We start from the raw sequence: 22,134 nt of genomic DNA, 5'->3' as shown, positions 1-22,134 counted from the left end.
ACTATAGACATTCAATCATATCGGACGCCTGGGCATAATAAATAAGGAAGGTAATAAAAATGGGCAACTGTAAGCTCGACCTCATTATACTTAAAGAGGAGCTGGCAGTTTGCCGGCTCCAGCAAGATGCGCCCGTCCCGGGATGGGCCTTGAAAGGTGATTTCGTCTCAATTACGAGAACCCCCGACGAGCTCTCCCTTGTCTGCCCCGCTGCCGGGGTTCCGTCAGGTGTAAAATGTGAAAAAGGATGGCGCTGCCTGATGGTCGAGGGACCACTGGCTTTTTCCTTGACCGGGATCCTGGCCGCCCTTGTTGTCCCCCTGGCGAATCAGGGCATTAGTATTTTTGCCATATCCACTTTCGACACAGACTATTTACTAGTAAAAGAGAAGGATCTGGAAAGGGCGATCCAGGTTTTATCCCGGGAGGGCCACCGGATTCGCCCTTAGACGCCTGCATTTGGTTTACACCGCCAGGTCTGGCCGGCAACGGCCAGCAAGCTTATAAGGCCTATGGTTGCACCTGCTGCAAGGCCGGCAGGTGCCCCCCACAGGTGGGCGATGCTCCCGCTAAACAAGCTCCCGATGGGCGTCACCCCGCCGAAGACGAGGGAGTAGACACTCATGACCCGCCCCCGCAAGTTATCCGGCACATTCAACTGCAGGGTGGTATTGACCGAGGCTGTAAAGGTTATCATTGACCAGCCGGTAAGCCCCAGGAATAAAAGGGCCAGGGTATAGGAATGGGTACCCGCTAGAAAGAGTTGGAAGAGGCAGAGACCGGCCGCACCCCCCAGAAGTAACCACGGGCTGGGACCGCGGCTGCTGAACACCGCCAGAAAGATGGCCCCGCATAAAGCCCCCACCCCGGAGGCCGACATGAGCAGTCCGTAACCCTCTGCCTGCTGTCCCAGGGTATCCCGGGCCAGGACCGGGATCAGGACGCTAAAATTCATGGCGAAGATACTGAGGAGGGCCATCAGGACAACGGTGCGCAGGACGACTGGTGTCCGGCGAATATATTGCAGGCCCTCGGCAATCCTTTCCCCCATCCCCTCTGCCACCCGGTGGTGCCAGTCGATTTTCTCGGGTATCCTGATTAACAGCAGGCCGGCGATAACTGCCAGGAAACTGGCTCCATTGAGGAGAAAACTGGCCGCCATGCCCAGACGGCCAATGACCAGCCCGGCCAAGGCCGGACCTACAATCCGGGCGGCATTAAAAATCGAGGAATTGAGGGCAATGGCATTCATCAGATCGCCCTTACCTACCATTTCCACGACAAAAGCCTGACGGGCCGGCATATCAAAGGTATTGACCATGCCCAGCAACCCGGCCAGGATAAGTACCTGCCAGTACCGGATCGCCCCGGTAAGGGTCAAAATCCCCAGGGTAAAGGCCAGAAGCATGAGGCTGGACTGGGTAAAAATCAGCAGGCGCCTTTTGGGTACCCTGTCGGCCACCACTCCGGCAACCAGGGCCAGGACCAGCAGGGGCGTAAACTGGATGGCACTAACCAAACCCAGCAGGAAAGGCGAGTTGGTCAACTGCAACACCAGCCATCCCTGGGCCATATTCTGCATCCAGGTGCCTATCAATGAGATCAACTGTCCGGACCAGAAAAGGCGAAAATTACGATGTTTCAAGGCCGCCAGGGCCTGAAAGCGACCGGCTTTTTTCCCTGTCGCTGCTTCTATCTCCATAGCCGGTTTACTCCCAATCAGGCCTTATTCGAACCGGAGCCGGTCTCTTGGTAATAAACCTCGTGGGGGCCGCGCATGAGGGCTACGACGGCGGCAACGATGCTAATGATAAACGACAGCCAGAATGCCCGGTGCAGGCCGTTCATAAACTCCTGGACGGCGATACCCTGGGAACCCACCTGGGTGCCGGCGAAAAGCCCCTGCATGGCTTCCGGTGTCATGCTGGAGGCGGTCATGGCCAGCCCCAGGGCAATACTGATGACCATGCCGGCATTATTCATCATGGTCCGGGTACCGGCGGCTATGCCGCGGCGTTCGGCGGCAACGGCCCCCATAATTGCGTTGGTATTTGGTGAAAAGAAGAAGCCGGACCCCAGGCCCATGATGACCATCCAGAGGATAACTACCGTCATGGGAGTGTTAATCTGGAGCCTGGTGAGGCCATAGAGACCTATGGCCGAAACCGCCAATCCCAGGCTGCTGAGTTCCCGGGAACCGTACCGGTCGGATAAAATACCGCTCACCGGAGCTACGAACATCATCGCCAGGGCGAAGGGGGTCAATAAGATACCGGCCCACAGGGGGTCAATACCCCAGATGCCCTGGAAAAAGAAAATCAACAAAAAGGTCACCGCCCCGCGGGCTATGCCGTTTAAAAGGTTACTGGCATAGGCCGCCGCCAGCAAGCGCTGCCGAAAAAGGGACAGATCCAGCATGGGCTGATCCACGTGGTTTTCTATATAAATGAAGAGCAACATGAGCAGGCTGCCGCCAACCAGGCTGGCTACTATCCAGGGCGTATGCCAGCCGACCATATCCCCAAAGGTCAGGGCCAGGAGGATGAAGGTAAAACCAATGGTGAAGAGCGAGGTCCCCAGCCAATCGAAGCGCTGGCCTTCGGGCAATTCGATTATTTCCCTGAGCTGGATAGCCGCCCACAGGGTACCGATAATCCCCAGGGGCACGTTAAAGAAAAATATCCAGCGCCAGTGCCAGGAAGTTAGTAGGCCTCCCAGGATGGGCCCGATTACCGCCCCGGCACCAATAACCATACTGTTGATCCCCAGGGCTCGCCCCAGCTGGCCTTTAGGAAAAGCGTCGGTGACGATGGCAGTGCTGTTGGCCAGCATCAAGGAACCGCCCACCGATTGAATGAAGCGGGCCGCTACCAGCTGCCCCCCCAACTGGACCAGTCCGCACAGTAAAGATGCCACGGTAAAGAGGGCAAAGCCGCTTACATAAAGCTTCTTCCGGCCGATAATATCTGCCACCCTGCCGATTGCCGGCACCATTACTGTGACTGCCAGCATATAAATCATCAAGGTCCAGATAATGGTTTCCAGGGAAGCATGAAGGGCCCTGGCGATAACCGGCAAAGCGATAAGCAGGGTATTACTGTTAAGCACAGATAGCAGGGCCCCCAGGGTAGTACAGGAAAGGGCATACCACTTATAGTTTTCTTTTGTCTTCGCAAGCATCTCTATCTCTCTCTTTCTCCTTTACATTGGCATTGGTTTCTAAGGTTGTCTAAGATCATGCGCAGCTCGGTATCAAGTCGCTCGACGTCGATACCGTCCAGATCTGCCAGAGCCTTATTCAGGACAGAAGCCCGGAATTGCAAAATCCCAGCCAGGAATTCTGCCCCTGCCGGTGTCAGTGTGAGAAACACCAGGCGCCGGTCAGCTTTGTCCCGCCAGCGCCGGACCAGGCCCTCTTCCACCAGGCCGTCCACCAAACCGGTAATAGTCCCCGGCGCCAGGAGCAGGCGGCGCTGCAGTTCCCCCATTGTTAGTGGTCGTTCTGGAAGCAGGTTACTCAAGACCCAGAAGCGGGCCATGGTCAATCCCCTGTCAGTTAGATAGCTACGGGTGGAGTGGTTCATCAGGTGGTTAATTTGCCGCAGCAGGTACTCCAATTCCCGGGTTGCCTCCGCCAGGCGCTCCAACACCCTTCGCCTCCCGTATATTTTGGAACCCGAAAAATAATCTTAGCCAAGATATTATTGTTTGTCAACTCGTATTTTCCCTCCCCCATACCTGTCCCCATACCAGAGCTGGTTTACATATAAAGGACTTTCCTTTTGCTCCGGGAACGAGTAAAATACAGGTAGTGTGTCAAGAATGCTAACGATTTTATAAAAAAGGAAGCGTTAGGGTGACAGAACGCAGGACGATGGGACTGGCCCGGTCGGCGGCAATCCTTAGCCTGGCCTCGGCCTTTTCTCGTATCCTCGGTTTTCTTCGTAACACGGCCATATCGGCCCTCTTCGGCCAAAACCGGCTGACTGACATGTTAAACACCTCCTTCGTGATCCCAGATACTATTTATTTAATCCTGGTGGGCGGGGGAGTAAGTTCAGCCTTTATCCCGGTTTTGTCAAGCTACCTGGCCGAGCAGGACGAAGACGCCGTCTGGCAGACGGTGAGTATTGCCTTTAACCTGGTCCTGGCCGTGGTAGGCCTGGCCGTTATCCTGGGGATGATCTGGACCCCTAACCTTGTTCACCTGGTGGCCCCGGGCTTCACCCCAGACCAGGTTGCCTACACCGCCTACTTGACCAGGATCGTCCTGGTGGCCATCCTCTTCCACTGCCTTAACGGGGTTTTAATCGGTACGGAATACGCCTACCAGTCCTTTATCGGCACGGCCATCGGTCCCCTGGTCTATAATGCCGCCATCATCGTCTTCGGGCTGGCCCTGGCCGGGAGGTATAGTATTGCCGCCTTCGCCTTCGCCACCCTGATTGGCGCTTTCCTGAATTTCCTGGTGCAGGTGTGGGGAATCTGGCGTCTACGCCCCCGCTTTTCCCTGGTGCTGGACTTGAAGAATCCCGGCATCCGTAAGATATTCAAGTTAATGTTGCCCGTGACCGTAGGTCTCTCTATTGCCCAGCTCAACCTTTTCTTTAATCAAACCTTTATTGCCTCCTACCTGCCCCGGGGTTCGATTAACGCCCTGACCATTTCCAGCCGGGTGGTACTGGTGCCCATCCTCTTTGCTTCCTCCATCGGCATCACCCTGTTGCCGGCCCTCACCCGGATGTACCTGGAAGGGGATCAGGCCGCCTTTACCCGTTACCTCTCCGGTTCCCTGCGGGCCGTGCTCTTTATTTCCATCCCGGCGACTGTGGGTCTGGTGGTCCTGGGCCAGCCGGTGATCAGGGTCCTCTTCCAGCACGGCAACTTTACCAGCGCCGATACCATGGCTACCACCGAGGCCCTGGTATTTTACTCCCTGGGCATCAGCGCTTACGGCACCTACGAGATCTTGAGCCGCGCCTTTTACGCCATTAAGGATACCGTCACGCCCCTCTGGATCGGCCTGATCACCCTGGCGGCAGGTACGGCTTTGAATTTTACCCTGGGACCGGCCTTCGGCATTCGCGGTCTGGCCCTGGCCTACTCCCTGGCCGGTTTTATCAACGTTTCCCTGTTGTTCTACTACCTGCAGGTTAAAGCCCGGGCCCGTTTTGAAGGCCGCCGGATGGTACAGACGGCCGCCAAGAGCCTCCTGGCAGCCCTCGTGATGGGCCTCTTGCTGGTACTAATATCCCGCCACCTGGCCCTGCCCGCCGCCTGGCCCCGCCTGGTGCGGGAGGGTCTGGAATTGTCCCTGATGATAACCCTGGGAGCAGGAAGCTATTGCCTCCTGGCCTGGCTATTGCGCATGGAAGAACTGGTATCCTTCCTGAACATCCTGGGCCGCCGGCTGCAACGTTCCCGGCCGGCAACCGGTTATAAGAAGGAGTGAGGAGATGCTGCGGCGTATCCTGGCCATCCTGGCCGGCCGCCTGGTAGCTTTTTTATGCCGCTGCTTAAAAAAAGGCGGCACTTCCCTTCCGGGTTTTCTGGCCCTGAAGTTGGACCCGGATTTGATAGAGGGCTTAATAGCAGGCTACCGCAAGGTAATCATAGTCACAGGTACCAACGGTAAAACGACCACCACCAACCTCCTGGCCAGCATCCTGCGGGCATCAGGATTAAGAGTCGTTTCCAATAGCGAAGGGGCCAATATGCCCGCCGGCGTTGCTACGGCCCTGCTAGGACAACGGGGCGAAGTGGCTGTGCTGGAGGTTGATGAAGGATCCCTGGCCCTTGTTACCGGCCAGGTGCAAGCTGATGTTGTGGTTGTAACTAATCTGTTGCGGGATCAACTGGATCGTTACCATGAATTGGAACAACTGGCCGAGGCCATAAAAATAGCCCTGGCCCATACCCCGGATGCCGCCCTGGTCCTTAACGCCGATGATTCCCTGGTAACCTCCTTGGGAGATGGGCGTAGTACCGTGCGTTACTTCGGCCTGGCACGGACCCCCTGGAGCCAGGAGACCACCAGGGAGGTGCTGGAGGGGCATATATGTCCCCATTGCCACCAGCCCTTGGGGTTTAAATTTTACCACTACAGCCACCTGGGGGATTATTTCTGCCCCCGCTGCTCCTACCGGCGTCCCCGAGCCGAGTATGAAGGCCGGGGGCTCCAGTTAAAACCGGGAGGAACTGACTTTAACCTGGTGCATCCAGGTGGTGCCCTGTTCCTCCATACTCCCATGCCGGGGATTTATAACGTCTACAATATCCTGGCCGCCGCAGGTACAGCGCTATATCTGGGGGTTGAGCCGGCAACCATTGTCCGGGTGGTTGCTTCCTTCCTTCCCGGCCAGGGCCGGGCTGAAGCCTTCAACCTCCGGGACAGACGTATTACTTTAATGCTGGTCAAAAACCCCACCGGCATGGGAGTGGCCCTCCGGACCCTGGCTACGGGCCGGCAAAAAATGGCTTTTCTCCTGGCCATTAATGACCTGGCCGCCGACGGCCGGGATGTCTCCTGGCTCTGGGACGCCGACCTTACTCCCCTGCTGGCAATCCCTGGCAATCCCATCATTTGCGCCGGCCTCCGGGCCGGAGATATGGCCATCTGCCTTAAATACCAGGGGATAAAGGAGGCCGACCTGGAAGTAATCCCCGACCCCGCAGCCAGTATAGAGTGTCTCCTGGCCAAACCGGTCAAGGAAGCCCTAATCCTCTGTACCTATACCAACCTGGCCGTTTACCGCCGTCTTTTGCAGCATAGGGGGGCTCGCAGTGAAGTTACACCTGGGACATCTCTACCCGGAGTTTCTTAACCTCTACGGAGACCGGGGCAATGTCTTGATCCTCTGCCGCCGCGCCCAGTGGCGGGGCATACAGGTAGAAGTAACCCCCATCTCCCTTGGTGATAAGCTGGTACCAGGAGCTTATGATCTCCTTTTCCTCGGCGGCGGCCCCGACCAGGAGCAGGGGATCGCCAGTGCCGATTTAGTCGCCAAGGGTCCCTGGCTAAAGGAAGCAGTGGAGGAAGGTACCGCCCTGCTGGCCATTTGCGGCGGCTACCAGCTCCTGGGGGAGTACTACCGCACCGCCTCCGGGGAGACCCTACCGGGGGTGGGTCTTTTTGCCGTTTACACCGAGGCGGGAAACAAACGACTCAAGGGTAACATCGCTATCCAAATGCCGGAACTCGGTAGCGAGCACCCGGTAATCGGCTTCGAAAATCATAGCGGCCGTACTTTCCTTAAGGGATCCCGGCCCCTGGGGCAAGTCATCTACGGTGACGGTAACAACGGTGCCGATGGAACCGAGGGGGCCAGGTACAGGAATGCTATCGGCACCTACCTCCACGGCCCTTTATTGAGTAAAAACCCCCACCTGGCCGACTACCTCCTCAGGCTGGCCTTGCGACGCCGTTACGGCGAGGTGGAGTTATCACCTCTGGATGATACCTTAGAGATGGCAACCAACACAGCCGTGTACAAGCGCTTCCTGCCGACCAGGGGTAAATGGTAACTCTTCCCGCCGCCGATACCCCTGGTGAGGGTCCCCTTTAATCGGGAATGTTTATTTCCTGTCCCTTTTTCAAAACATAACGCCCGGGGGAGATTCCCCGGGCGAAGTTTAACTACTGAATCAATACCGGCGTAAAATTTACATAATCAGCGGCTACCAGGTAAAAATCGATCCCCCAGGCCTCACCCACCAGGGCTCTATCCTGGTCGTTACCGTGGAGGTGGCCGTAGAAGCATCTGCTGACACCGTACTCCTGCATTAAGGTTATAAAGTCCGTTTGCTGGTCGCGATAGGCCGGAGGAAAGTGCATCATGACGGCCAGGGGTTCGTTCCGGCGGAGCCCCCGGACCTCCTTGAGGGCCATCTCCAGGCGCAGGACCTCCCGCCGGTAAACCCTCCCGTCAGTTTCCTCTTTAAAGAGGGGGTGCTGGGGAACAAGCCAGCCCCGGGTACCGCAGACGGCAACCCCGGCGATGATTTCTGGTTTCAGGAGGGCCAGCCGGGCATCAAGGACGGCTTCCCTCATTTTTTTCTCAGTCTGCCACCAGTAGTCATGGTTGCCTTTCAGGAGCCGTTTCGCACCGGGCAGGGATTTGATAAACTCCAGGTCCGGGAGGGCGTCCTCCAGGTGCATACCCCAGCTGATATCTCCCAGGATTAAGACGGTATCACCTTCATCCACTACCCTGCACCAGCGGGTCGCCACTTTCGAGCGGTGATCCTCCCAGGCCGGGCCAAACATGGCCATATCGCGGCCCAGGTGTAAATCCGCAATGGCAAATAAGGCCAATCCTACCCCTCCATATATGGGTTGTGCGAGGCGAGAAATAGAAAGTAAGCTCTTTTCCTCGCTGCGGCGGTAACTGGCCGCCATGAGGGGCTCCAGCATATCCGGGATATCACTTTCAGTGACGGTTGGTATGCTTTACGAGGGTAACCAGCCTGCTGTTATTCTACTTCCAGTCGCCTGACGATGGCGTCGGCCATATCGCTCGTACCGGCACTGCCGCCCAGATCGTAGGTCAAGTACTTGCCTTCTGCCAGGACCGCCAGGATAGCGCGCTGGATCCTGGCTGCTGCTTCCTTCTCGCCCAGGTGTTCCAGCATCATAACCCCGGAGAGGATAGTGGCCAGGGGATTTACCTTATTCTGGCCGGCATACTTGGGTGCGCTGCCGTGGATTGGTTCAAAGACGGCTGCCTTCTCCCCGATATTGGCTCCAGGGGCCACTCCCAGGCCGCCCACCAGGCCGGCGCAGAGGTCGGAGAGGATATCGCCGTAAAGGTTGGGCAGTACCAGGACATCATATTGCTCCGGCTTCTGGACCAGCTGCATGCTCAGGTTGTCCACAATACGGTCATCAGCCGTTATTTCCGGATAATCCCTGGCTACGTCGTAGAAGGTCCGCAGGAAAAGACCGTCGCTGAACTTCATAATATTGGCCTTGTGGCCGGCTGTCACCCGTTTCCGGCCCTGGCGCCGGGCGTATTCAAAGGCTGCCCGGGCGATACGTTCGGAGCCCTTCCTGGTAATAATCTTAATGCTTTCAGCCGCATCTTCACCCACCATATGTTCAACCCCGGCATAGAGGTCCTCGGTGTTCTCCCGGTAGATCACCAGGTCAACACCCTGATAGCGTGAGGGGACATTGGGCAAGTTGCGGAAGGGCCGGACATTGGCATAGAGATCCAGCTCTTTCCGCAGGGCCACATTGACGCTCCGGAAGCCGGTGCCCACCGGGGTGGTGATAGGGCCTTTAAGGGCGACGCCATTTTTACGGATTGAAGCCAGGGTCTCTTCTGGCAACACGCTGCCGTATTTCTCCTGGGCGCCCTCCCCGGCTGCCATAACCTCCCATTCCAGTTCCGCACCGCTGGCTTCCAGGACCCGCCTGGCGGCGGCGATTAACTCCGGGCCGGTACCATCCCCGGGAATCAGAGTAACTACATGTTTCAACAAAATCCACCTCCAAGAGATACGTCACCTACATATTATAAAGTTTTTCCCGTTCCCCCTACAAGTAAAAAATCGCCCTTCCGGGCGATTTGCTTATGGTTGTCACTGGCGTTTAAGAATGACGATAGGTGTTTGTTCGTCTTCATTACCAAAGGGATTATCCCGCAGGGCTTCCGTTACAGCCTGGATGTAACGCCTATCAGTAATACCGAGGATATCGACGCACTTTTTATCATTCACGTCAGCGATTACCGCCTCGGCACCGGTGGCCTTTTTAATCTCCCGGACCAGTTTGCCCGGGTTCTTCGGCCCCATAACAATATGGCGCTCATAGGGGTACATGGTCCCGGCGATATCATCAATGAGTGCCAGCTGGCGGCCGGCGACAATATAGAAAAGGCCTCTTTTCCTGATAAGGCGGCCAAAAGCTGCGGCCGCGCAACCGGCCAGGAGGCGCACCGGGCCCACTTCGTCCAGGGCCAGCTGCATGGCCGGCGGTGTAGCCAGGCTGCCGTCTTTACCCGGAAAACGGCAGAGGAAACGCGCCAGTCGCCCGGGCCTGACCTCTTCCGGCAGGATGGCCCGGCGCTGGGTAATGGCGACAACACTTTCAGCCAGGCAGATAACGTCACCGGGAGCAGCAATACCGGCGCTATACTTTTTTGCCAGGCTGATAGCATCATCCTTATCCGTAACCACATGGGTGCGAACTGGGATTTTATGAAAAACTATTTTCTTTGTTCCTCGGGCCATAATCCTTGCTCCTCTGGCGGAAATATTGTTTGATAGCGACCACCACGGCCAGGGCTGTCTTCTGGTGAAAATACGGATTGCGGAGCAGACCCTCATCAACCCAGTTGGTTATGGTAACCGGTTCTATTCGCAGGGCGGGTAGTTGTCCCAGTTGGACCAGTTCGGCGTCGGGACTGGTGCCGCGCGGAGGTGTCTTTACCCTGGTCACAATTCTTTCCAGCACGGCGGCAGCCAATTCTTCATTTTCCGGCCTGGCGGGGTTATAAAGGACCGCCGTCCCCCGCCTGGCAGCATCCGGGCTGCCATACTCGTGGATGCTGAGGAAACAAAAAGCACCCGGCGGTACCCTGGCCAGACGTTCCTGCCAGGAGGGATTTTCTTCCTGCCGGCGGGTCATAACTACCCTGGCTTTCAATCCTTCAAGGATTCTGGCCAATTCCCCGGCTGTCTTCCAGGCCATATCCCGTTCCAGTAAGTTTACCGGACCGCGGTGGCCGGGATCAGAGCCACCGTGACCGGGATCAATGACTACTACCCTATCCTGGTAGAAATCCTGCATGGGCCGGCGGTTAAAGTTTAAACAAATCCGGTAGGGTGTCCCTTCGATGCAGGTTATTACCGCCTGAACTGCCTCATCCAGGCAAATATTAAAAACCGTTTCCTCCGCGACCGTATGCAAGGTTACTTCCCGGATAATGCCGTCCTGGACATACAGGGGGCCTGGATACATGTTCATGGCCGCCCGGACAGTTACCTGGCAAAGGGTCGGCTCCGGGTAGCTAACCTCCACCGGCGCCGGTGCTGTAGCCTCTATGGTAACGGTACTGAATTGTTCCTCACCCTGGCTATTTATTTTGCTATGGAGATTGGTTAACCGGGCCCTGGGGGGCAACTCCCTCACCTCGCAAATTAGGCGCTTATCCGCCTGTTATCAATCATATGCCTGCTCCAGGAGCAAAAATACTACTACCCATATTTTACCTACCCTAATTATAACCTTTTTATACCAGTTGCCCTGCATCCGGCATTGCCCGGAAGACTTGCAACCTTTGGCCTACAGGTCTAAAATAAAACGGGAGGCGAGGCAAATGTATGTAGGCCTGGATATGGGTGGTACCCATACCGATGTCGTCCTCATAGCCGACGGCCGGGTGCAACGCTACTGCAAGACACCGACCGACCCTGAAGATTACCTCCATACCGTTACCAGGGCCCTGGACGAGGTCCTGGAGGATGTTGCAACCGGCGATGTACAGCGCCTGAACCTCAGCACCACTGTCTGCACCAATGCCATCGTGACCGGCAGGACCAGCCCGGTAGGCTTGCTCCTGGAACCGGGGCCGGGATTAAATCCCGCCGGGCTGACCTGCGGCGCTAAAAATTTTATCCTCTCGGGCGCCATCGATCATCGCGGTCGCCCTACCTCTTCCCTGGTAGCAACCGAAATCGAAGCTGCCGATAAAGAGCTAAGGAAAGCAGCCATCCGTCACCTGGCCATAGTAGGTAAGTTTTCCACCCGCAACCCGGAACATGAATTGCAGATCAAGGAAGCCCTTTCCCCGACCTATGACTTTATCACCCTGGGCCATCGCCTGTCGGGACGTTTGAACTACCCCAGGCGGGTTTTTACCGCCTATCTGAACAGTGCCGTAGCATCTATCTATGATGCCTTTGCCACCGCCATAAATGCCTATGCCGATGGCAGGCAACTGCCAGTAGTACCGGATATACTAAAAGCCGATGGTGGCACCCTCTCCCTGGCCGCATCCCGGTCCCTCCCGGTGGAGACCATCCTCTCCGGTCCCTCGGCCAGTATTATGGGAGCCCTGGCCCTGGCGCCCTCTTCCCGGGATACTATTATTCTCGATATCGGCGGTACGACCACTGATATCGCCTTCCTGGCCGACGGTGTCCCCCTCTTTGAACCTTTAGGCATAACCCTGGCCGGTTACCCAACCCTGGTACGCGCCCTTTACAGTTATTCCTTGGGTCTGGGCGGCGACAGCTGCCTGCGGGTCAGGGACGGGCGCCTGAGCATCGGTCCGGAGCGCCTGGGGCCGGCCCTGGCCCTGGGCGGCCCCGCCCCTACTCCCACCGACGCCCTGATTACCATGGGCCGCCTGGACCTGGGGGATAAAGGGGCTGCCCGCCGGGGCCTGGATCAGTTAGGGGATCAACTGGGCCTCAATACCGGGGAGGTGGCTAATGCCATTATCAAACAAATGGCCGGCGAGATTGCCCGCCAGACCCGGGCCCTCCTTGAGAGAATTAATAGCCGCCCGGTATATACCGTGCGGGAAGTCCTGGAGGACAAAAAACTACGCCCGGAACAGGTAATCGTCATCGGTGCCCCGGCGCCCCTCCTGGCGGCCGAGCTGGAAGCCGCTTTCGGCCTCCCGGTGGTAGCACCCTCCCTGGCCGGGGTTGCCAATGCCATTGGCGCCGCCCTGAGCCAGCCCACTACGGAAATCACCCTCCAGGCCGATACAGAGCAGGGCTTCCTGACGATTCCCGAAGAGGGCATCAGGGAGAAAGTCCAACGCGGTTTCAACCTGGAGGCAGCCCGCCAGCGGGCCCTGGCAGCCCTGCAGGATCGCCTGCGGCGCCTGGCACCGGCGGCAGCCGGTTCCGAATTGGAAGTAGTTGAGGAACAATCCTTTAACATGGTCTCCGGCTTTTATACCACGGGCAAAAACATCAGAGTCAAAGTCCAGGTTAAACCCCGGGTCAGCCCCCTGGAGGGAGGTGAGCATAATGTATAAAGCCAAGCGCCGCCTGGGCCTGGTTTTCTTCCCTGCCTTTGACTGGGCCATCAGCCCTACCCACCCTGAGCGGGAAGAGCGCCTCCTCTATACCCAGGACCAGGTGTTCGAAGAAGGCATCCTGGACATCGAAGGCATCAGGGAATATCGCCCTCGCCTGGCCAGTACCGGCGATGTAGAGCGGGTGCATATCTGTGTGCCGGATGTCCAATCCCGGACGACGGAATCCCACCTCATTGCCGCCGGCGGGGCCATTGTTGCCGCTGAAGCCGTTTTAAAGGGAGAAGTAGATAAGGCCTTTGCCATTATCCGGCCGCCGGGGCATCACTCCTTCCGCATCGTCCATGGCGCCAGGGGTTTTTGTAATATAAATATGGAGGCCATTATGCTTGAGTATATTCGCCGGCATTACGGCCCCAAACGGATAGCCATTGTCGATACCGACTGCCACCATGGGGACGGCAGCCAGGATATCTACTGGCACGACAAGGATACCCTTTATATCTCCCTACACCAGGACGGCCGTACCCTTTTCCCGGGTACCGGCTTCCTGAACGAATTCGGCGGCCCCAATGCCTTCGGCTATACCCTTAACCTTCCCCTGCCCCCTGACACCGGGGAAGAGGGGTTCCTTTATGCCCTGGAACATTTTATCCTGCCGGTGCTAGCCGAATTTAAGCCGGATCTGGTCATCAACTCCGCCGGCCAGGATAACCATTATACCGACCCGATAACCAACATGCGTTTTTCAGCCCAGGGTTACGCCCGCCTTAACGACCGCCTGCAACCGGATATCGTCGTCCTGGAGGGAGGTTATTCCATCGAAGGCGCCCTGCCCTACGTCAACGCAGGCATTATCCTGGCCCTGGCCGGCCTCGATTACTCAAGGGTCCGCGAACCTGACTACACTCCGGAAAAGGTGGCTCAATCGCCCCGCGTCAGTGAGTATATCGCCCGCCTCTGCGACGAGTCCTACCAGGCCTGGCAGCAGAGGGATACCCTCCGGGAAGAGTATATCCGGGGTAAAAAAGAAATCAGCCGCCGGCGCCGTATTTTCTACGACACCGAGGGGCTGATGGAAACCCAGCAAGAAACGACCCGCGTTTGCCATGATTGCGGCGGCGTGACCTGGATTGATTCCCGTACCGACCAGGGCCGCCACATTCTGGCCATCTTTATACCTCGGGACGCCTGTCCCCGCTGCCAGGAAGAAGGCCATGCCCTCTTTGAAAGCAGCCAGACCATTGATTACCCGGACGGAGTCTTTCTCCAGGACCGTTTGGAAGATAAGTTGTTCAAGAAATAATTCTAGAGCCGGGGATGAAAACCCCCGGCTTTTTGCTGATTTGAACCCCCCCTGCCCTCACGGCATTCGGTGACACATGGTGCTGCCTATTGGGAAGAGCCCCTCATGGGGGCTAATGCCCCCGCCAGCGAAGGATGAAAATGCAGGCTGGCAAGGGACTGGAGGAGTCCAGGCGGAGGGCGAATTGGTTTGAGGCGTAAGCAAACTCAGCGAAGCCGAGGCGAGGCGGCGGTGAACGGGATGGGGATCGCAACGTGGCTTAAGGAACGAGAAGTACCAAACCCAAGAGCAACTTAACTAAAACGCTCCCTTTATTACCTCGACTCCAGCTACCCTCTCCTGCCGGTCCAGCCACACCGCCACGACATCAAAACGGCAGGACCGTCCGGCCAACCCCCTGGAGCCAAGATAATAGGCCGCCAGCCGGCGCAAACGCAGCCGTTTGCGGCCATCAACTGACTCCTGGGGCGTACCGAAGGTTTGGGAGGATCGCGTCCGGACCTCGATAAAAACAATTTCCTCACCCTGGGCGGCAACAATATCAATTTCCCCCAGGGGGCAGCGATAATTACGCTCCAGGATCCGGTAACCGGAATCTGCTAACAAAGCAGCGGCGGCGGCCTCGCCGATTTGGCCGCGCCGCCGCCGTGTCATGGTCATACCTACCCTTTCCTCCCTTTTCAGATAGCCTCAGGGCATAAAGAAGGTTACAGCCGAATTCATGGCATAGTTGGTAAGGGGTGTCGGGTAAATTCCCAGGATAAAAAGAATTAGCAGTGATACTACCATGGCCACCTGGAGGCCGGGTGCTACCCGCAAAGGTTTGCTCCCCTCCGGCGGGTTACCCAGGTACATGGCTTTGGCCACCAGGAGATAGTAGTATACCGACACCATGCTCATCAAAATGCCCAGGATGGCCAGCCAGATATACTGCCGGGAAATTATCGACATAAAGAGGTAAAACTTGCCGACAAAACCGGCCATGGGTGGTATCCCGGCCAGGGACAGGAGGGAGAAGAGCATTAACGCCGCCACCAGGGGTGAACGCCTGGCCAGGCCGGCGTAATCCTTAATCTCATCACTGCCGTCGTTATTATAAAAGGCCGTAGCAGCCATAAAGGCACCCATGTTGCCAAAGACGTAGAGCATGGCGTAATACATTACCGCCCCTACCCCCAGGACGGAGAAGGAAACAATACCCAGCAACAGATAACCGGCCTGGGCGATGCTGGAGTAAGCCAGCAGCCTTTTGATGTTGGTCTGGGGGATGGCCACCAGGTTGCCCAGAACGATGGTTAGGACCGCCAGGGCGATAAAGAGCTGGACCCAGAAGCTGTGGAGGTCCGGCAGGGCGCCGAAGAACACCCGTACCAGGGCTGCAAAGGCGGCAGCTTTGGAGGCAACTGAGAGAAAGCCTGTAACCGGAGTCGGTGCTCCTTCATACACATCCGGGGACCACATATGGAAGGGTACTGCCGTCACCTTGAAGGCAAAACCTGCCAAGATAAAGATGGTCCCCAGGAGCAGGGCCGGGCTCGCCCCCCTGGTAGCCACTGCCTGGCCGATTTCCCGGATAACTGTGGTACCGCTGCTGCCATAAACCAGGCTCAGGCCATACAGGAAAATGGCCGAGGACATGGCCCCCAGCAGGACGTACTTAATGCCTGCTTCCGCTGATTTGGCGTCGCCCAGGTGAAAGGCCGCCAGGATACAAAAGGTTATGGTCATCAGTTCCAAGCCCAGGTAAAGGCTGACCAGTTCCCCCGAGGAAGCCAGGACCATCATTCCCAGGGTGGCCAGGACCAGCAGGGCATAGTATTCGCCCTGGTTCAGACCCATCTTTTCTACATAATCATAGGAGCAGGCAGCAGTTAGCATGGCCGCCACCAGGAAGAGAATTTTGAAATAGGTACCAAAGGGGTCAATGACATATCCCCCGAGAACTACACCACTGGCTTCCCGCATGCCGAAGGCCGCCGCTAGAATACCGGCCAGACCGGCAGTAGCTACATAGGCAATACCCCGGCGATCACTGTGGGGTACCAGGAGACCCAGGGCCAGGAGTCCCAGTCCCAGGGCTGCCGTCAGGATTTCCACCGTTAAGAGATGCAAATTCGCCATTAAAAGATACCCCCAATCGCCTTCGCCGCTTGAACTTTGGCTACCAGCGGGGTTATGCCGCTATTGATCATATCAATTTGCAAGGAGGGTAAGAGGCCAAAGAGCAGCAAAGTTGCAATCAAGACGACAACGGGCACCATTTCCACCCCGCGGGCATCCTCCAGGTGATCCCATTCCGGTTTCCTGGGTCCGAAGAAAGTCTTCATGACTACCCGGAGAATATAGGTGGCGGTAATGACAATACCGGAGATGGCCAGGATCGAGAGGATCCGGAAGGGCAGGATACCACCGAACAGGGCCTGGTCGCGGGTAAAGGAGCCTATGAAGATGAGAAACTCGGCCACAAAGTTATTAAGGCCGGGTAGCCCCAGGGAGGCAAGGCCGCCAATTAGGAAACCGGCCGCCACCCGCGGCATCTGGTGGGCAAGGCCGCCGAAGCGGGCAATCTCCCGGGTGTGGGCTTTATGATAGATATTACCCACTAGTGCAAAGAAGAGGGCCGTCATAATACCGTGAGCAAACATCTGGGATACAGCCCCGTCCAGGCTCAGGATATTCAAAGAAGCTATTCCCAGGAGAACATAGCCCATGTGGCTCACACTGCTGTAGCCGATAACGAATTTCAAATCCCTCTGGACCATGGCGATCATGGCACCATAAACCACGTTAACAATACACAGAACGGCAATCAAAGGCGCCCAAAATTTAGCTCCTTCGGGGAACAGAAATACTCCGGCGCGAATAAGGCCATAAGCACCTAGTTTCATTAAAACGCCGGCGTGGAGCATACTGACGGCCGTTGGTGCCGCCACATGGCCGTCGGGAGACCACAGGTGCAGGGGCCAGATGGGCACCAGCACGCCAAAACCGATGAGCATCAGGAAGAAGATAAACTTTTGGAACCCCAGGTCGTACTTGACCGTGGCCAGGGTCTGGATGTCAAAGGTAGCATACCCCAGTTGCTGGGACGCATAAAGGAACAGGGCGATAATACCAATCAGGGCAAAGGCGCTGCCGACCAGGAGGTAAAGGGTCAGCTTCATAGCCGCGTATTCCTTCCGGGTGCTGCCCCAAATACCAATGAGGAGGTACATGGGGATAACGGCCACCTCAAAGAAGAGGTAGAAGAAAAAGAGGTCGCGGCTGATGAAGACACCGAAGACGCCGGTCACCAGCATCAACAGGAAGATAAAGAATTCCTTCACCCGCTGGGTCATATCCCAGGAGGCGAAGACACCGGTAAAGATAACAATGGCCGTCAGCAGGACCAGGGGCATACTGATGCCGTCGACGCCAACGGAGTAATTGATGCCGAATCCCGGTACCCAGGGGATATCCTGGAGGAACTGCAAGCCTCCCCGGGCATGATCATACTGGACATAAGCCAGGATTGCCAGCACCAGGGAAACAAAGGTGGCGGCAGCAGCCGTGATTTTAATGGTCAGCTGCTCCCTTTCCGGGATCAGCAGGATGAGCAGCAGCCCGGCTACCGGGGCCAGCATAATAGCTGTCAAAATCGGAAAGTTCACTGGATCACCCCTCCCAACACCGGTGCTGCCATCCAGAGGGCAATGATTACCACGGCCGTAAAGATAACCAAGGCGTAGGTCTGGAGGTTTCCCGTCTGGATCAAGCGTAGTCTATGGCCCGACAACCGGGTTACATCGCCGATACCATCAAAGACGCCATCAACAACATGGCGATCGTTCCAGTTAAAGGCTTCGGCCAGCCCAAGGCCGACACGATGGAAAAGCCACAGGTAGACCTCATCAATATAGTACTTGTTGACCAGAAGCTTATAGATGCTGTGGTAGCGTTCGGCCAGCCTTGCCGGCACATCACTGGGACGACCGTAAAGGACCCAGGCCAGGCCGATGCCAGCCAAGGCTACGATGGTTGAAAGCAGCATCACCCCATAGTTTGGTTCTACCAGATGGGGTTCGCCATAATAAACAAAGCTGCTGAACCCGTGGCTCACAAAGGGCGCCCCTACAAAACCGGAAACCACTGAAAGTACCGCTAGGATGACTAGGGGCACCGTCATCGTTAACGGCGATTCGTGAGCATGGAGTCCGGCACGGCGGTCGCCGAAAAAGGCCACGAAGATCAGCCGGAACATATAGAAGGCTGTCAAGAAGGCTACCAATGTACCAATGATGTAGAGACCGGTAAACCCGTGATCAAAGGCACCGGCGAGGATCTCGTCCTTGCTCCAGAAACCGGCCAGGGGCGGCACCCCGGCCAGGGCCAGGGTGGCAATAACAAAGGTACTTACCGTGACCTTCATATCCTTATATAAACCGCCCATGCGGAAAATATCCTGTTCTTCCAGGGCATGGATAACGCTTCCGGCTCCCAGAAAGAGGAGGGCTTTAAAGAAAGCATGGGTCATGAGGTGGAACATTCCGGCCGTCATACTGCCGATCCCCATGGCCATGACCATATATCCCAGCTGGCTGATGGTAGAATAGGCCAGGATGCGCTTGATGTCCCGCTGGGTAATGGCTATGGTGGCCGCAAAAAGGGCCGTAAAACCGCCTACATAGGCAACTAAGAGCATAATCCCCGGCAGGCTGGCAAAGAGGACAAAGGCTCGCGCCAGTAAATAGACACCGGCTGCCACCATTGTCGCAGCATGGATCAGGGCGCTAACCGGTGTAGGACCCTCCATGGCGTCCGGCAACCAGACATGTAAAGGGAACTGGGCCGACTTGCCGATAGGACCGATAAACACCAGGGCCGCCGCCAGGGCCAGGAAGCCGGTATTCTTGTAACTGGGAATGGCTGCCGCCAGTTCCCGGAAATTAAAGGTGCCAAAGATGGCAAAGAGGAAAAAGAAGCCCAGCATGAAACCGAAGTCAGCCACCCTGTTGGTAACAAAGGCCTTCAAGCCGGCCCGGGCCGCCGACTGCTTGTGGTAATAGAAACCTATTAAAAGATAGGAACAAAGTCCAACAAGCTCCCAGAAGAAAAATATCATAAAGTAGTTATTGGCCAGGACCAGTCCCAGCATTGAAGCGCTGAACAGGGACAGGTAGCCGAAAAAAGTGGAAAATCCGGGGTCGCCGTGCATATAACCCACTGAATAAATTTCCACCAGCAGGGCTACCAGGGTGACTACCAGGAGCATTACCGCTGCCAGGGGATCAATCAGGACGCCTGCTTCAATCTTCAAAAGACCGGGGACCCCCAGCCAGGTGGCGGCATACTCCACCGGCCGGGACATGGTTATCCCGTTAAGCAGGACTTCCCGTAATACCCCCACAGCCATGACAAAGCTGGCGCCGATGGCGGCGATGCCCACCAGGGCGCTTAAATGGCGCACTCTACGGGTCAGAAAAATAATTATGGGAAAAGCAAGGGCCGGAAAAACCGGTATCAACCAGGCATGATTGATCATAGGGTAGTCGTCACCTGCCTTTTAAACGAAATTACCACTTGAGCCAGTCCAGATCATCAACATTGCTGTCCAGGCGCCGGCGATAGATATTCAGGACCAGGGCCAGGCCGACGGCTACTTCCGCAGCAGCGACGACGATAACAAAGATTGCGAAGATCTGGCCCGTCACCTGATCCGGCGCCAGGAAATGGTTGAAGGCCACCAGGTTAATGTTGACAGCATTGAGCATAAGTTCGATTCCCATTAAAACGGCGATGGCATTTCTCTTGGCCAGGGCTCCGAAAAGGCCGATGCAAAAGAGGAGACCGCCCACGGCCAGATAGTGGTTGAGGGTGATCACCGTTCCGGTTTCCCTCCCCTCGCCAGCAGGATAGCTCCCACCATAGCCACCAGGAGCAAAACAGCCGCTACTTCGAAGGGTATGGCGAAGCGACCCAAAAAGGCGTTGGCAATGGCCGCCACATTGTTGGCCGGCGCCTGGGCGGGAGCGGTAGTCCAGGTCATGCGCCCGGTGCCCAGGACGATGACCACAAACAGGGCCAGGGAGACAACACCGGCTGCCAGGTAATTAATATTAAACAAATTACTGGCTTTGATATCGCCACGGCGGGTAAGCATCACCGCAAAGACAATTAGAATTGCTACTGCCCCGGCATAGACCAGGAGCTGCACCGCCGCCAGGAACTCGGCCTGGAGCAGGATATAGAGGCCGGCTACCCCGGCAAAGGTCAAAACCAGGTAAAGGGCACTGTGGACGATATTTTTTAGCAGCACTACGGCCAGGGCCGCAGCGATGGTAATTGCGGCCAGGACCCAGAATAAAAGGGCACTGATATCAAGCACCTTTCTTCACCTCCACTGCCTGGCCGACCAGTAAATCCTGCTCCGTGTCTTCATGACGGTAACAGGCCAGCTCAAAGTCGGGCTGCCAATGGAGGGCCCCCTGGGGGCAACTTTCCACGCACAGGCCGCAGAAGAGGCACTGGCCCAGCTTGACCCTGTAGCCAGTCAGGTGACGTTTTTTCTGTTCGTCGCGCTCGCTCTCGACGGTAATAACATGATTGGGGCAGGCATTGGCACAGATGCCACAGGCAATACACTTCTCCCTCTCCAGGCGGAAGGACCCGTGGGAGGCCGGCGGCAGGTTGGGCCGTCGTTCGGGGTACTGCTCCGTGACCGCCTTACCGAAACAAAAGTGCCAGGTAATACTCAGCCCTTTTAGCAAACCTTGCCCGAACATCCTACCACCTCCCCAGGGTTAACAACTGGTAGATCTTAATGCCCACCCCGGTCACCAGGATATTGGCCAGGGACAGGGGCAGGAGCACCTTCCAGTTAAAGCTGAGCAGATGGTCAATACGGATACGAGGGAAGGTCCAGCGTACCCACATGAAGATAAAAATCATAATATAAACCTTAATTAGAAACCATAGCCATGACGGCAACCACGGCCCCTGCCAGCCGCCCAGGAACAGGGTTACCGCAAGGGCGGAAACGCTGACCAGGTTGGCATACTCTGAAAGATAAAAGAGGGCGTAACGCATGCCGGTGTATTCTGTATAAGGTCCGGCAATAATCTCCTGTTCCCCTTCCACCAGGTCAAAGGGAGCACGGTTGACCTCGGCCGTGGCAGCAATAAAGTAGATAATAAAGGCCAGGGGCTGAAGAAGGATATACCAGATCTTCCCCTGGGCGGCCACGATCTGGGAGGTCTGGAGGGACCCGGCCAGCATTATTACCCCCAGGATGGAAAAGGTCAGGGGGATTTCGTAACTGACCATCTGGGCTACACAACGCATGCTGCCCAGCAGGGCATATTTGTTGTTGGCACCCCAGCCGCCCATCAAGATGGCGATGGTTGTAGTTGAAGCGACCGCCAGGAAATAAAAGACACCAATATTTAAATCAGCGGGAACCATTCCTTTGCCAAAGGGAATGACGGCATAAAGCATCGTCGCCGGGATAAAGATTAGCACCGGGGCGATGATAAAGACCCACCGGTCAGCCCCCCGGGGTATGATATCCTCTTTCCCCAGGAGTTTAACCGCATCGGCCACTGACTGCAGGAGGCCATGGGGCCCCAAACGGTTGGGCCCGATGCGCTGTTGCATATAAGCGCTTATCTTCCGTTCCAGATAGATTAAATAAAGGGCATTCAGGAAGATAAAGGCCAGTACCCCGATCAGGTATAAGACCCCTATGGCAAGGGTCACCACCCAGGGCGGTGCTCCGGCAAGGAACCCCCGCAGGTAAGCGGCTATGCCGGTAAAGATATCTTCCACGGTCATCTACCCTCTCCTTCGTAGATATTA

Annotated in this window: 21 protein-coding genes; 6 read left to right on the top strand and 15 right to left on the bottom strand. The window is 56.6% G+C overall.

Annotated features, from left to right (window positions below):
* The first annotated feature begins 59 nt into the window (after nt 1-59).
* Complete coding sequence (locus MOTHE_RS04645; protein ID WP_011392516.1) at nt 60-449, top strand: ACT domain-containing protein; 390 nt, start codon at nt 60-62, stop codon at nt 447-449.
* On the opposite strand, the gene MOTHE_RS04640 is transcribed toward MOTHE_RS04645, so the two are convergent.
* From MOTHE_RS04640 to MOTHE_RS04630, 3 genes are read right to left on the bottom strand one after another with little or no spacing between them, the layout of a single operon-like run.
* Entirely contained in the window at nt 446-1,702 is a 1,257-nt protein-coding gene (locus MOTHE_RS04640; RefSeq protein WP_011392515.1) for an MFS transporter, read from the bottom strand. The two genes, MOTHE_RS04645 and MOTHE_RS04640, sit on opposite strands and share 4 nt — an antisense overlap.
* A 17-nt stretch (nt 1,703-1,719) precedes the next feature.
* Nucleotides 1,720-3,180 (bottom strand): MFS transporter, encoded by a 1,461-nt coding sequence (locus tag MOTHE_RS04635; RefSeq protein WP_053094727.1) that lies wholly within the window; start codon nt 3,178-3,180, stop codon nt 1,720-1,722.
* Between the two features lie 2 nt (nt 3,181-3,182).
* Nucleotides 3,183-3,650 (bottom strand): MarR family winged helix-turn-helix transcriptional regulator, encoded by a 468-nt coding sequence (locus MOTHE_RS04630; protein WP_011392513.1) that lies wholly within the window; start codon nt 3,648-3,650, stop codon nt 3,183-3,185.
* Between the two features lie 206 nt (nt 3,651-3,856).
* Between MOTHE_RS04630 and murJ the strand changes: the two genes are divergently transcribed.
* Genes murJ through MOTHE_RS04615 form a run of 3 tightly spaced genes read left to right on the top strand, consistent with a single transcriptional unit; the run spans nt 3,857 to nt 7,524 of the window.
* Nucleotides 3,857-5,452 carry a murein biosynthesis integral membrane protein MurJ gene (gene murJ, locus MOTHE_RS04625; protein WP_011392512.1) on the top strand — a complete coding sequence of 532 codons (1,596 nt, stop codon included), beginning with the start codon at nt 3,857-3,859 and terminating at the stop codon, nt 5,450-5,452.
* A gap of 4 nt (nt 5,453-5,456) precedes the next feature.
* The gene (locus MOTHE_RS04620; RefSeq protein WP_011392511.1) at nt 5,457-6,824 is read left to right on the top strand and encodes a Mur ligase family protein; all 1,368 of its coding nucleotides are present in this window, start codon (nt 5,457-5,459) and stop codon (nt 6,822-6,824) included.
* Nucleotides 6,784-7,524, top strand: a complete 741-nt coding sequence (locus tag MOTHE_RS04615; RefSeq protein WP_011392510.1) for a type 1 glutamine amidotransferase — start codon at nt 6,784-6,786, stop codon at nt 7,522-7,524. Before MOTHE_RS04620 ends, MOTHE_RS04615 begins: the two co-directional genes overlap by 41 nt.
* Nucleotides 7,525-7,636: 112 nt before the next feature.
* Here MOTHE_RS04615 and MOTHE_RS04610 read toward each other — a convergent pair whose 3' ends face one another.
* The 4 genes from MOTHE_RS04610 to MOTHE_RS04595 all read right to left on the bottom strand — a co-directional run bounded on the left by MOTHE_RS04610 (nt 7,637) and on the right by MOTHE_RS04595 (nt 11,134).
* Nucleotides 7,637-8,314: a metallophosphoesterase gene (locus MOTHE_RS04610; protein WP_053094726.1), complete on the bottom strand. Its 678-nt coding sequence runs from the start codon at nt 8,312-8,314 to the stop codon at nt 7,637-7,639.
* 158 nt (nt 8,315-8,472) lie between these two features.
* The gene (locus tag MOTHE_RS04605; protein WP_053094725.1) at nt 8,473-9,480 is read right to left on the bottom strand and encodes an isocitrate/isopropylmalate dehydrogenase family protein; all 1,008 of its coding nucleotides are present in this window, start codon (nt 9,478-9,480) and stop codon (nt 8,473-8,475) included.
* A 102-nt stretch (nt 9,481-9,582) separates the two neighbouring features.
* Complete coding sequence (locus MOTHE_RS04600; protein ID WP_011392507.1) at nt 9,583-10,233, bottom strand: hypothetical protein; 651 nt, start codon at nt 10,231-10,233, stop codon at nt 9,583-9,585.
* Complete coding sequence (locus tag MOTHE_RS04595; RefSeq protein ID WP_162490046.1) at nt 10,199-11,134, bottom strand: N-acetylmuramoyl-L-alanine amidase; 936 nt, start codon at nt 11,132-11,134, stop codon at nt 10,199-10,201. The genes MOTHE_RS04600 and MOTHE_RS04595 overlap by 35 nt, the downstream gene beginning before the upstream one ends.
* A gap of 187 nt (nt 11,135-11,321) precedes the next feature.
* On the opposite strand from MOTHE_RS04595, the gene MOTHE_RS04590 reads away from it, so the two are divergent.
* Together MOTHE_RS04590 and MOTHE_RS04585 are read left to right on the top strand one after the other, a co-directional pair.
* Nucleotides 11,322-12,995: a hydantoinase/oxoprolinase family protein gene (locus MOTHE_RS04590; protein WP_053094724.1), complete on the top strand. Its 1,674-nt coding sequence runs from the start codon at nt 11,322-11,324 to the stop codon at nt 12,993-12,995.
* Nucleotides 12,988-14,301, top strand: a complete 1,314-nt coding sequence (locus tag MOTHE_RS04585) for a histone deacetylase family protein (protein WP_053094723.1) — start codon at nt 12,988-12,990, stop codon at nt 14,299-14,301. The genes MOTHE_RS04590 and MOTHE_RS04585 overlap by 8 nt, the downstream gene beginning before the upstream one ends.
* A gap of 297 nt (nt 14,302-14,598) precedes the next feature.
* On the opposite strand, the gene MOTHE_RS04580 is transcribed toward MOTHE_RS04585, so the two are convergent.
* Genes MOTHE_RS04580 through nuoH form a run of 8 tightly spaced genes read right to left on the bottom strand, consistent with a single transcriptional unit; the run spans nt 14,599 to nt 22,110 of the window.
* The gene (locus tag MOTHE_RS04580; protein ID WP_011392503.1) at nt 14,599-14,961 is read right to left on the bottom strand and encodes a YraN family protein; all 363 of its coding nucleotides are present in this window, start codon (nt 14,959-14,961) and stop codon (nt 14,599-14,601) included.
* A gap of 30 nt (nt 14,962-14,991) precedes the next feature.
* Nucleotides 14,992-16,422, bottom strand: coding sequence for an NADH-quinone oxidoreductase subunit N (locus tag MOTHE_RS04575; RefSeq protein WP_011392502.1), 1,431 nt, complete (start codon nt 16,420-16,422; stop codon nt 14,992-14,994).
* Nucleotides 16,422-17,951: a complex I subunit 4 family protein gene (locus MOTHE_RS04570; protein ID WP_011392501.1), complete on the bottom strand. Its 1,530-nt coding sequence runs from the start codon at nt 17,949-17,951 to the stop codon at nt 16,422-16,424. The genes MOTHE_RS04575 and MOTHE_RS04570 overlap by 1 nt, the downstream gene beginning before the upstream one ends.
* Nucleotides 17,948-19,822, bottom strand: a complete 1,875-nt coding sequence (gene nuoL, locus MOTHE_RS04565; RefSeq protein WP_053094722.1) for an NADH-quinone oxidoreductase subunit L — start codon at nt 19,820-19,822, stop codon at nt 17,948-17,950. The genes MOTHE_RS04570 and nuoL overlap by 4 nt, the downstream gene beginning before the upstream one ends.
* Before the next feature lie 31 nt (nt 19,823-19,853).
* Complete coding sequence (gene nuoK, locus MOTHE_RS04560; protein ID WP_011392499.1) at nt 19,854-20,162, bottom strand: NADH-quinone oxidoreductase subunit NuoK; 309 nt, start codon at nt 20,160-20,162, stop codon at nt 19,854-19,856.
* A complete protein-coding gene (locus MOTHE_RS04555; RefSeq protein ID WP_011392498.1) occupies nt 20,159-20,665 on the bottom strand; it encodes an NADH-quinone oxidoreductase subunit J family protein in 507 nt (168 codons plus the stop codon). Before MOTHE_RS04555 ends, nuoK begins: the two co-directional genes overlap by 4 nt.
* Entirely contained in the window at nt 20,658-21,062 is a 405-nt protein-coding gene (locus MOTHE_RS04550; protein WP_011392497.1) for a NuoI/complex I 23 kDa subunit family protein, read from the bottom strand. The genes MOTHE_RS04555 and MOTHE_RS04550 overlap by 8 nt, the downstream gene beginning before the upstream one ends.
* A 1-nt stretch (nt 21,063) precedes the next feature.
* Nucleotides 21,064-22,110 carry an NADH-quinone oxidoreductase subunit NuoH gene (gene nuoH, locus MOTHE_RS04545; RefSeq protein WP_011392496.1) on the bottom strand — a complete coding sequence of 349 codons (1,047 nt, stop codon included), beginning with the start codon at nt 22,108-22,110 and terminating at the stop codon, nt 21,064-21,066.
* Nucleotides 22,111-22,134 lie beyond the last annotated feature (24 nt).

It is taken from the genome of Moorella thermoacetica (genome assembly GCF_001267405.1).
Taxonomy (GTDB): Bacteria; Bacillota; DSM-521; order Neomoorellales; family Neomoorellaceae; genus Neomoorella; species Neomoorella thermoacetica.
This window is presented reverse-complemented; position numbering and strand designations above follow the sequence as displayed.

Bases quoted from the DNA above. Each gene is read 5' to 3' on its own strand.
- MOTHE_RS04580 (WP_011392503.1), bottom strand. From the start codon at position 14,961: ATGACCATGACACGGCGGCGGCGCGGCCAAATCGGCGAGGCCGCCGCC.
- MOTHE_RS04550 (WP_011392497.1), bottom strand. From the start codon at position 21,062: ATGTTCGGGCAAGGTTTGCTAAAAGGGCTGAGTATTACCTGGCACTTT.
- MOTHE_RS04600 (WP_011392507.1), bottom strand. From the start codon at position 10,233: ATGGCCCGAGGAACAAAGAAAATAGTTTTTCATAAAATCCCAGTTCGC.
- MOTHE_RS04640 (WP_011392515.1), bottom strand. From the start codon at position 1,702: ATGGAGATAGAAGCAGCGACAGGGAAAAAAGCCGGTCGCTTTCAGGCC.
- nuoH (WP_011392496.1), bottom strand. From the start codon at position 22,110: ATGACCGTGGAAGATATCTTTACCGGCATAGCCGCTTACCTGCGGGGG.
- MOTHE_RS04620 (WP_011392511.1), top strand. From the start codon at position 5,457: ATGCTGCGGCGTATCCTGGCCATCCTGGCCGGCCGCCTGGTAGCTTTT.
- MOTHE_RS04575 (WP_011392502.1), bottom strand. From the start codon at position 16,422: ATGGCGAATTTGCATCTCTTAACGGTGGAAATCCTGACGGCAGCCCTG.
- MOTHE_RS04645 (WP_011392516.1), top strand. From the start codon at position 60: ATGGGCAACTGTAAGCTCGACCTCATTATACTTAAAGAGGAGCTGGCA.
- MOTHE_RS04590 (WP_053094724.1), top strand. From the start codon at position 11,322: ATGTATGTAGGCCTGGATATGGGTGGTACCCATACCGATGTCGTCCTC.
- MOTHE_RS04585 (WP_053094723.1), top strand. From the start codon at position 12,988: ATGTATAAAGCCAAGCGCCGCCTGGGCCTGGTTTTCTTCCCTGCCTTT.
- nuoL (WP_053094722.1), bottom strand. From the start codon at position 19,822: ATGATCAATCATGCCTGGTTGATACCGGTTTTTCCGGCCCTTGCTTTT.
- MOTHE_RS04635 (WP_053094727.1), bottom strand. From the start codon at position 3,180: ATGCTTGCGAAGACAAAAGAAAACTATAAGTGGTATGCCCTTTCCTGT.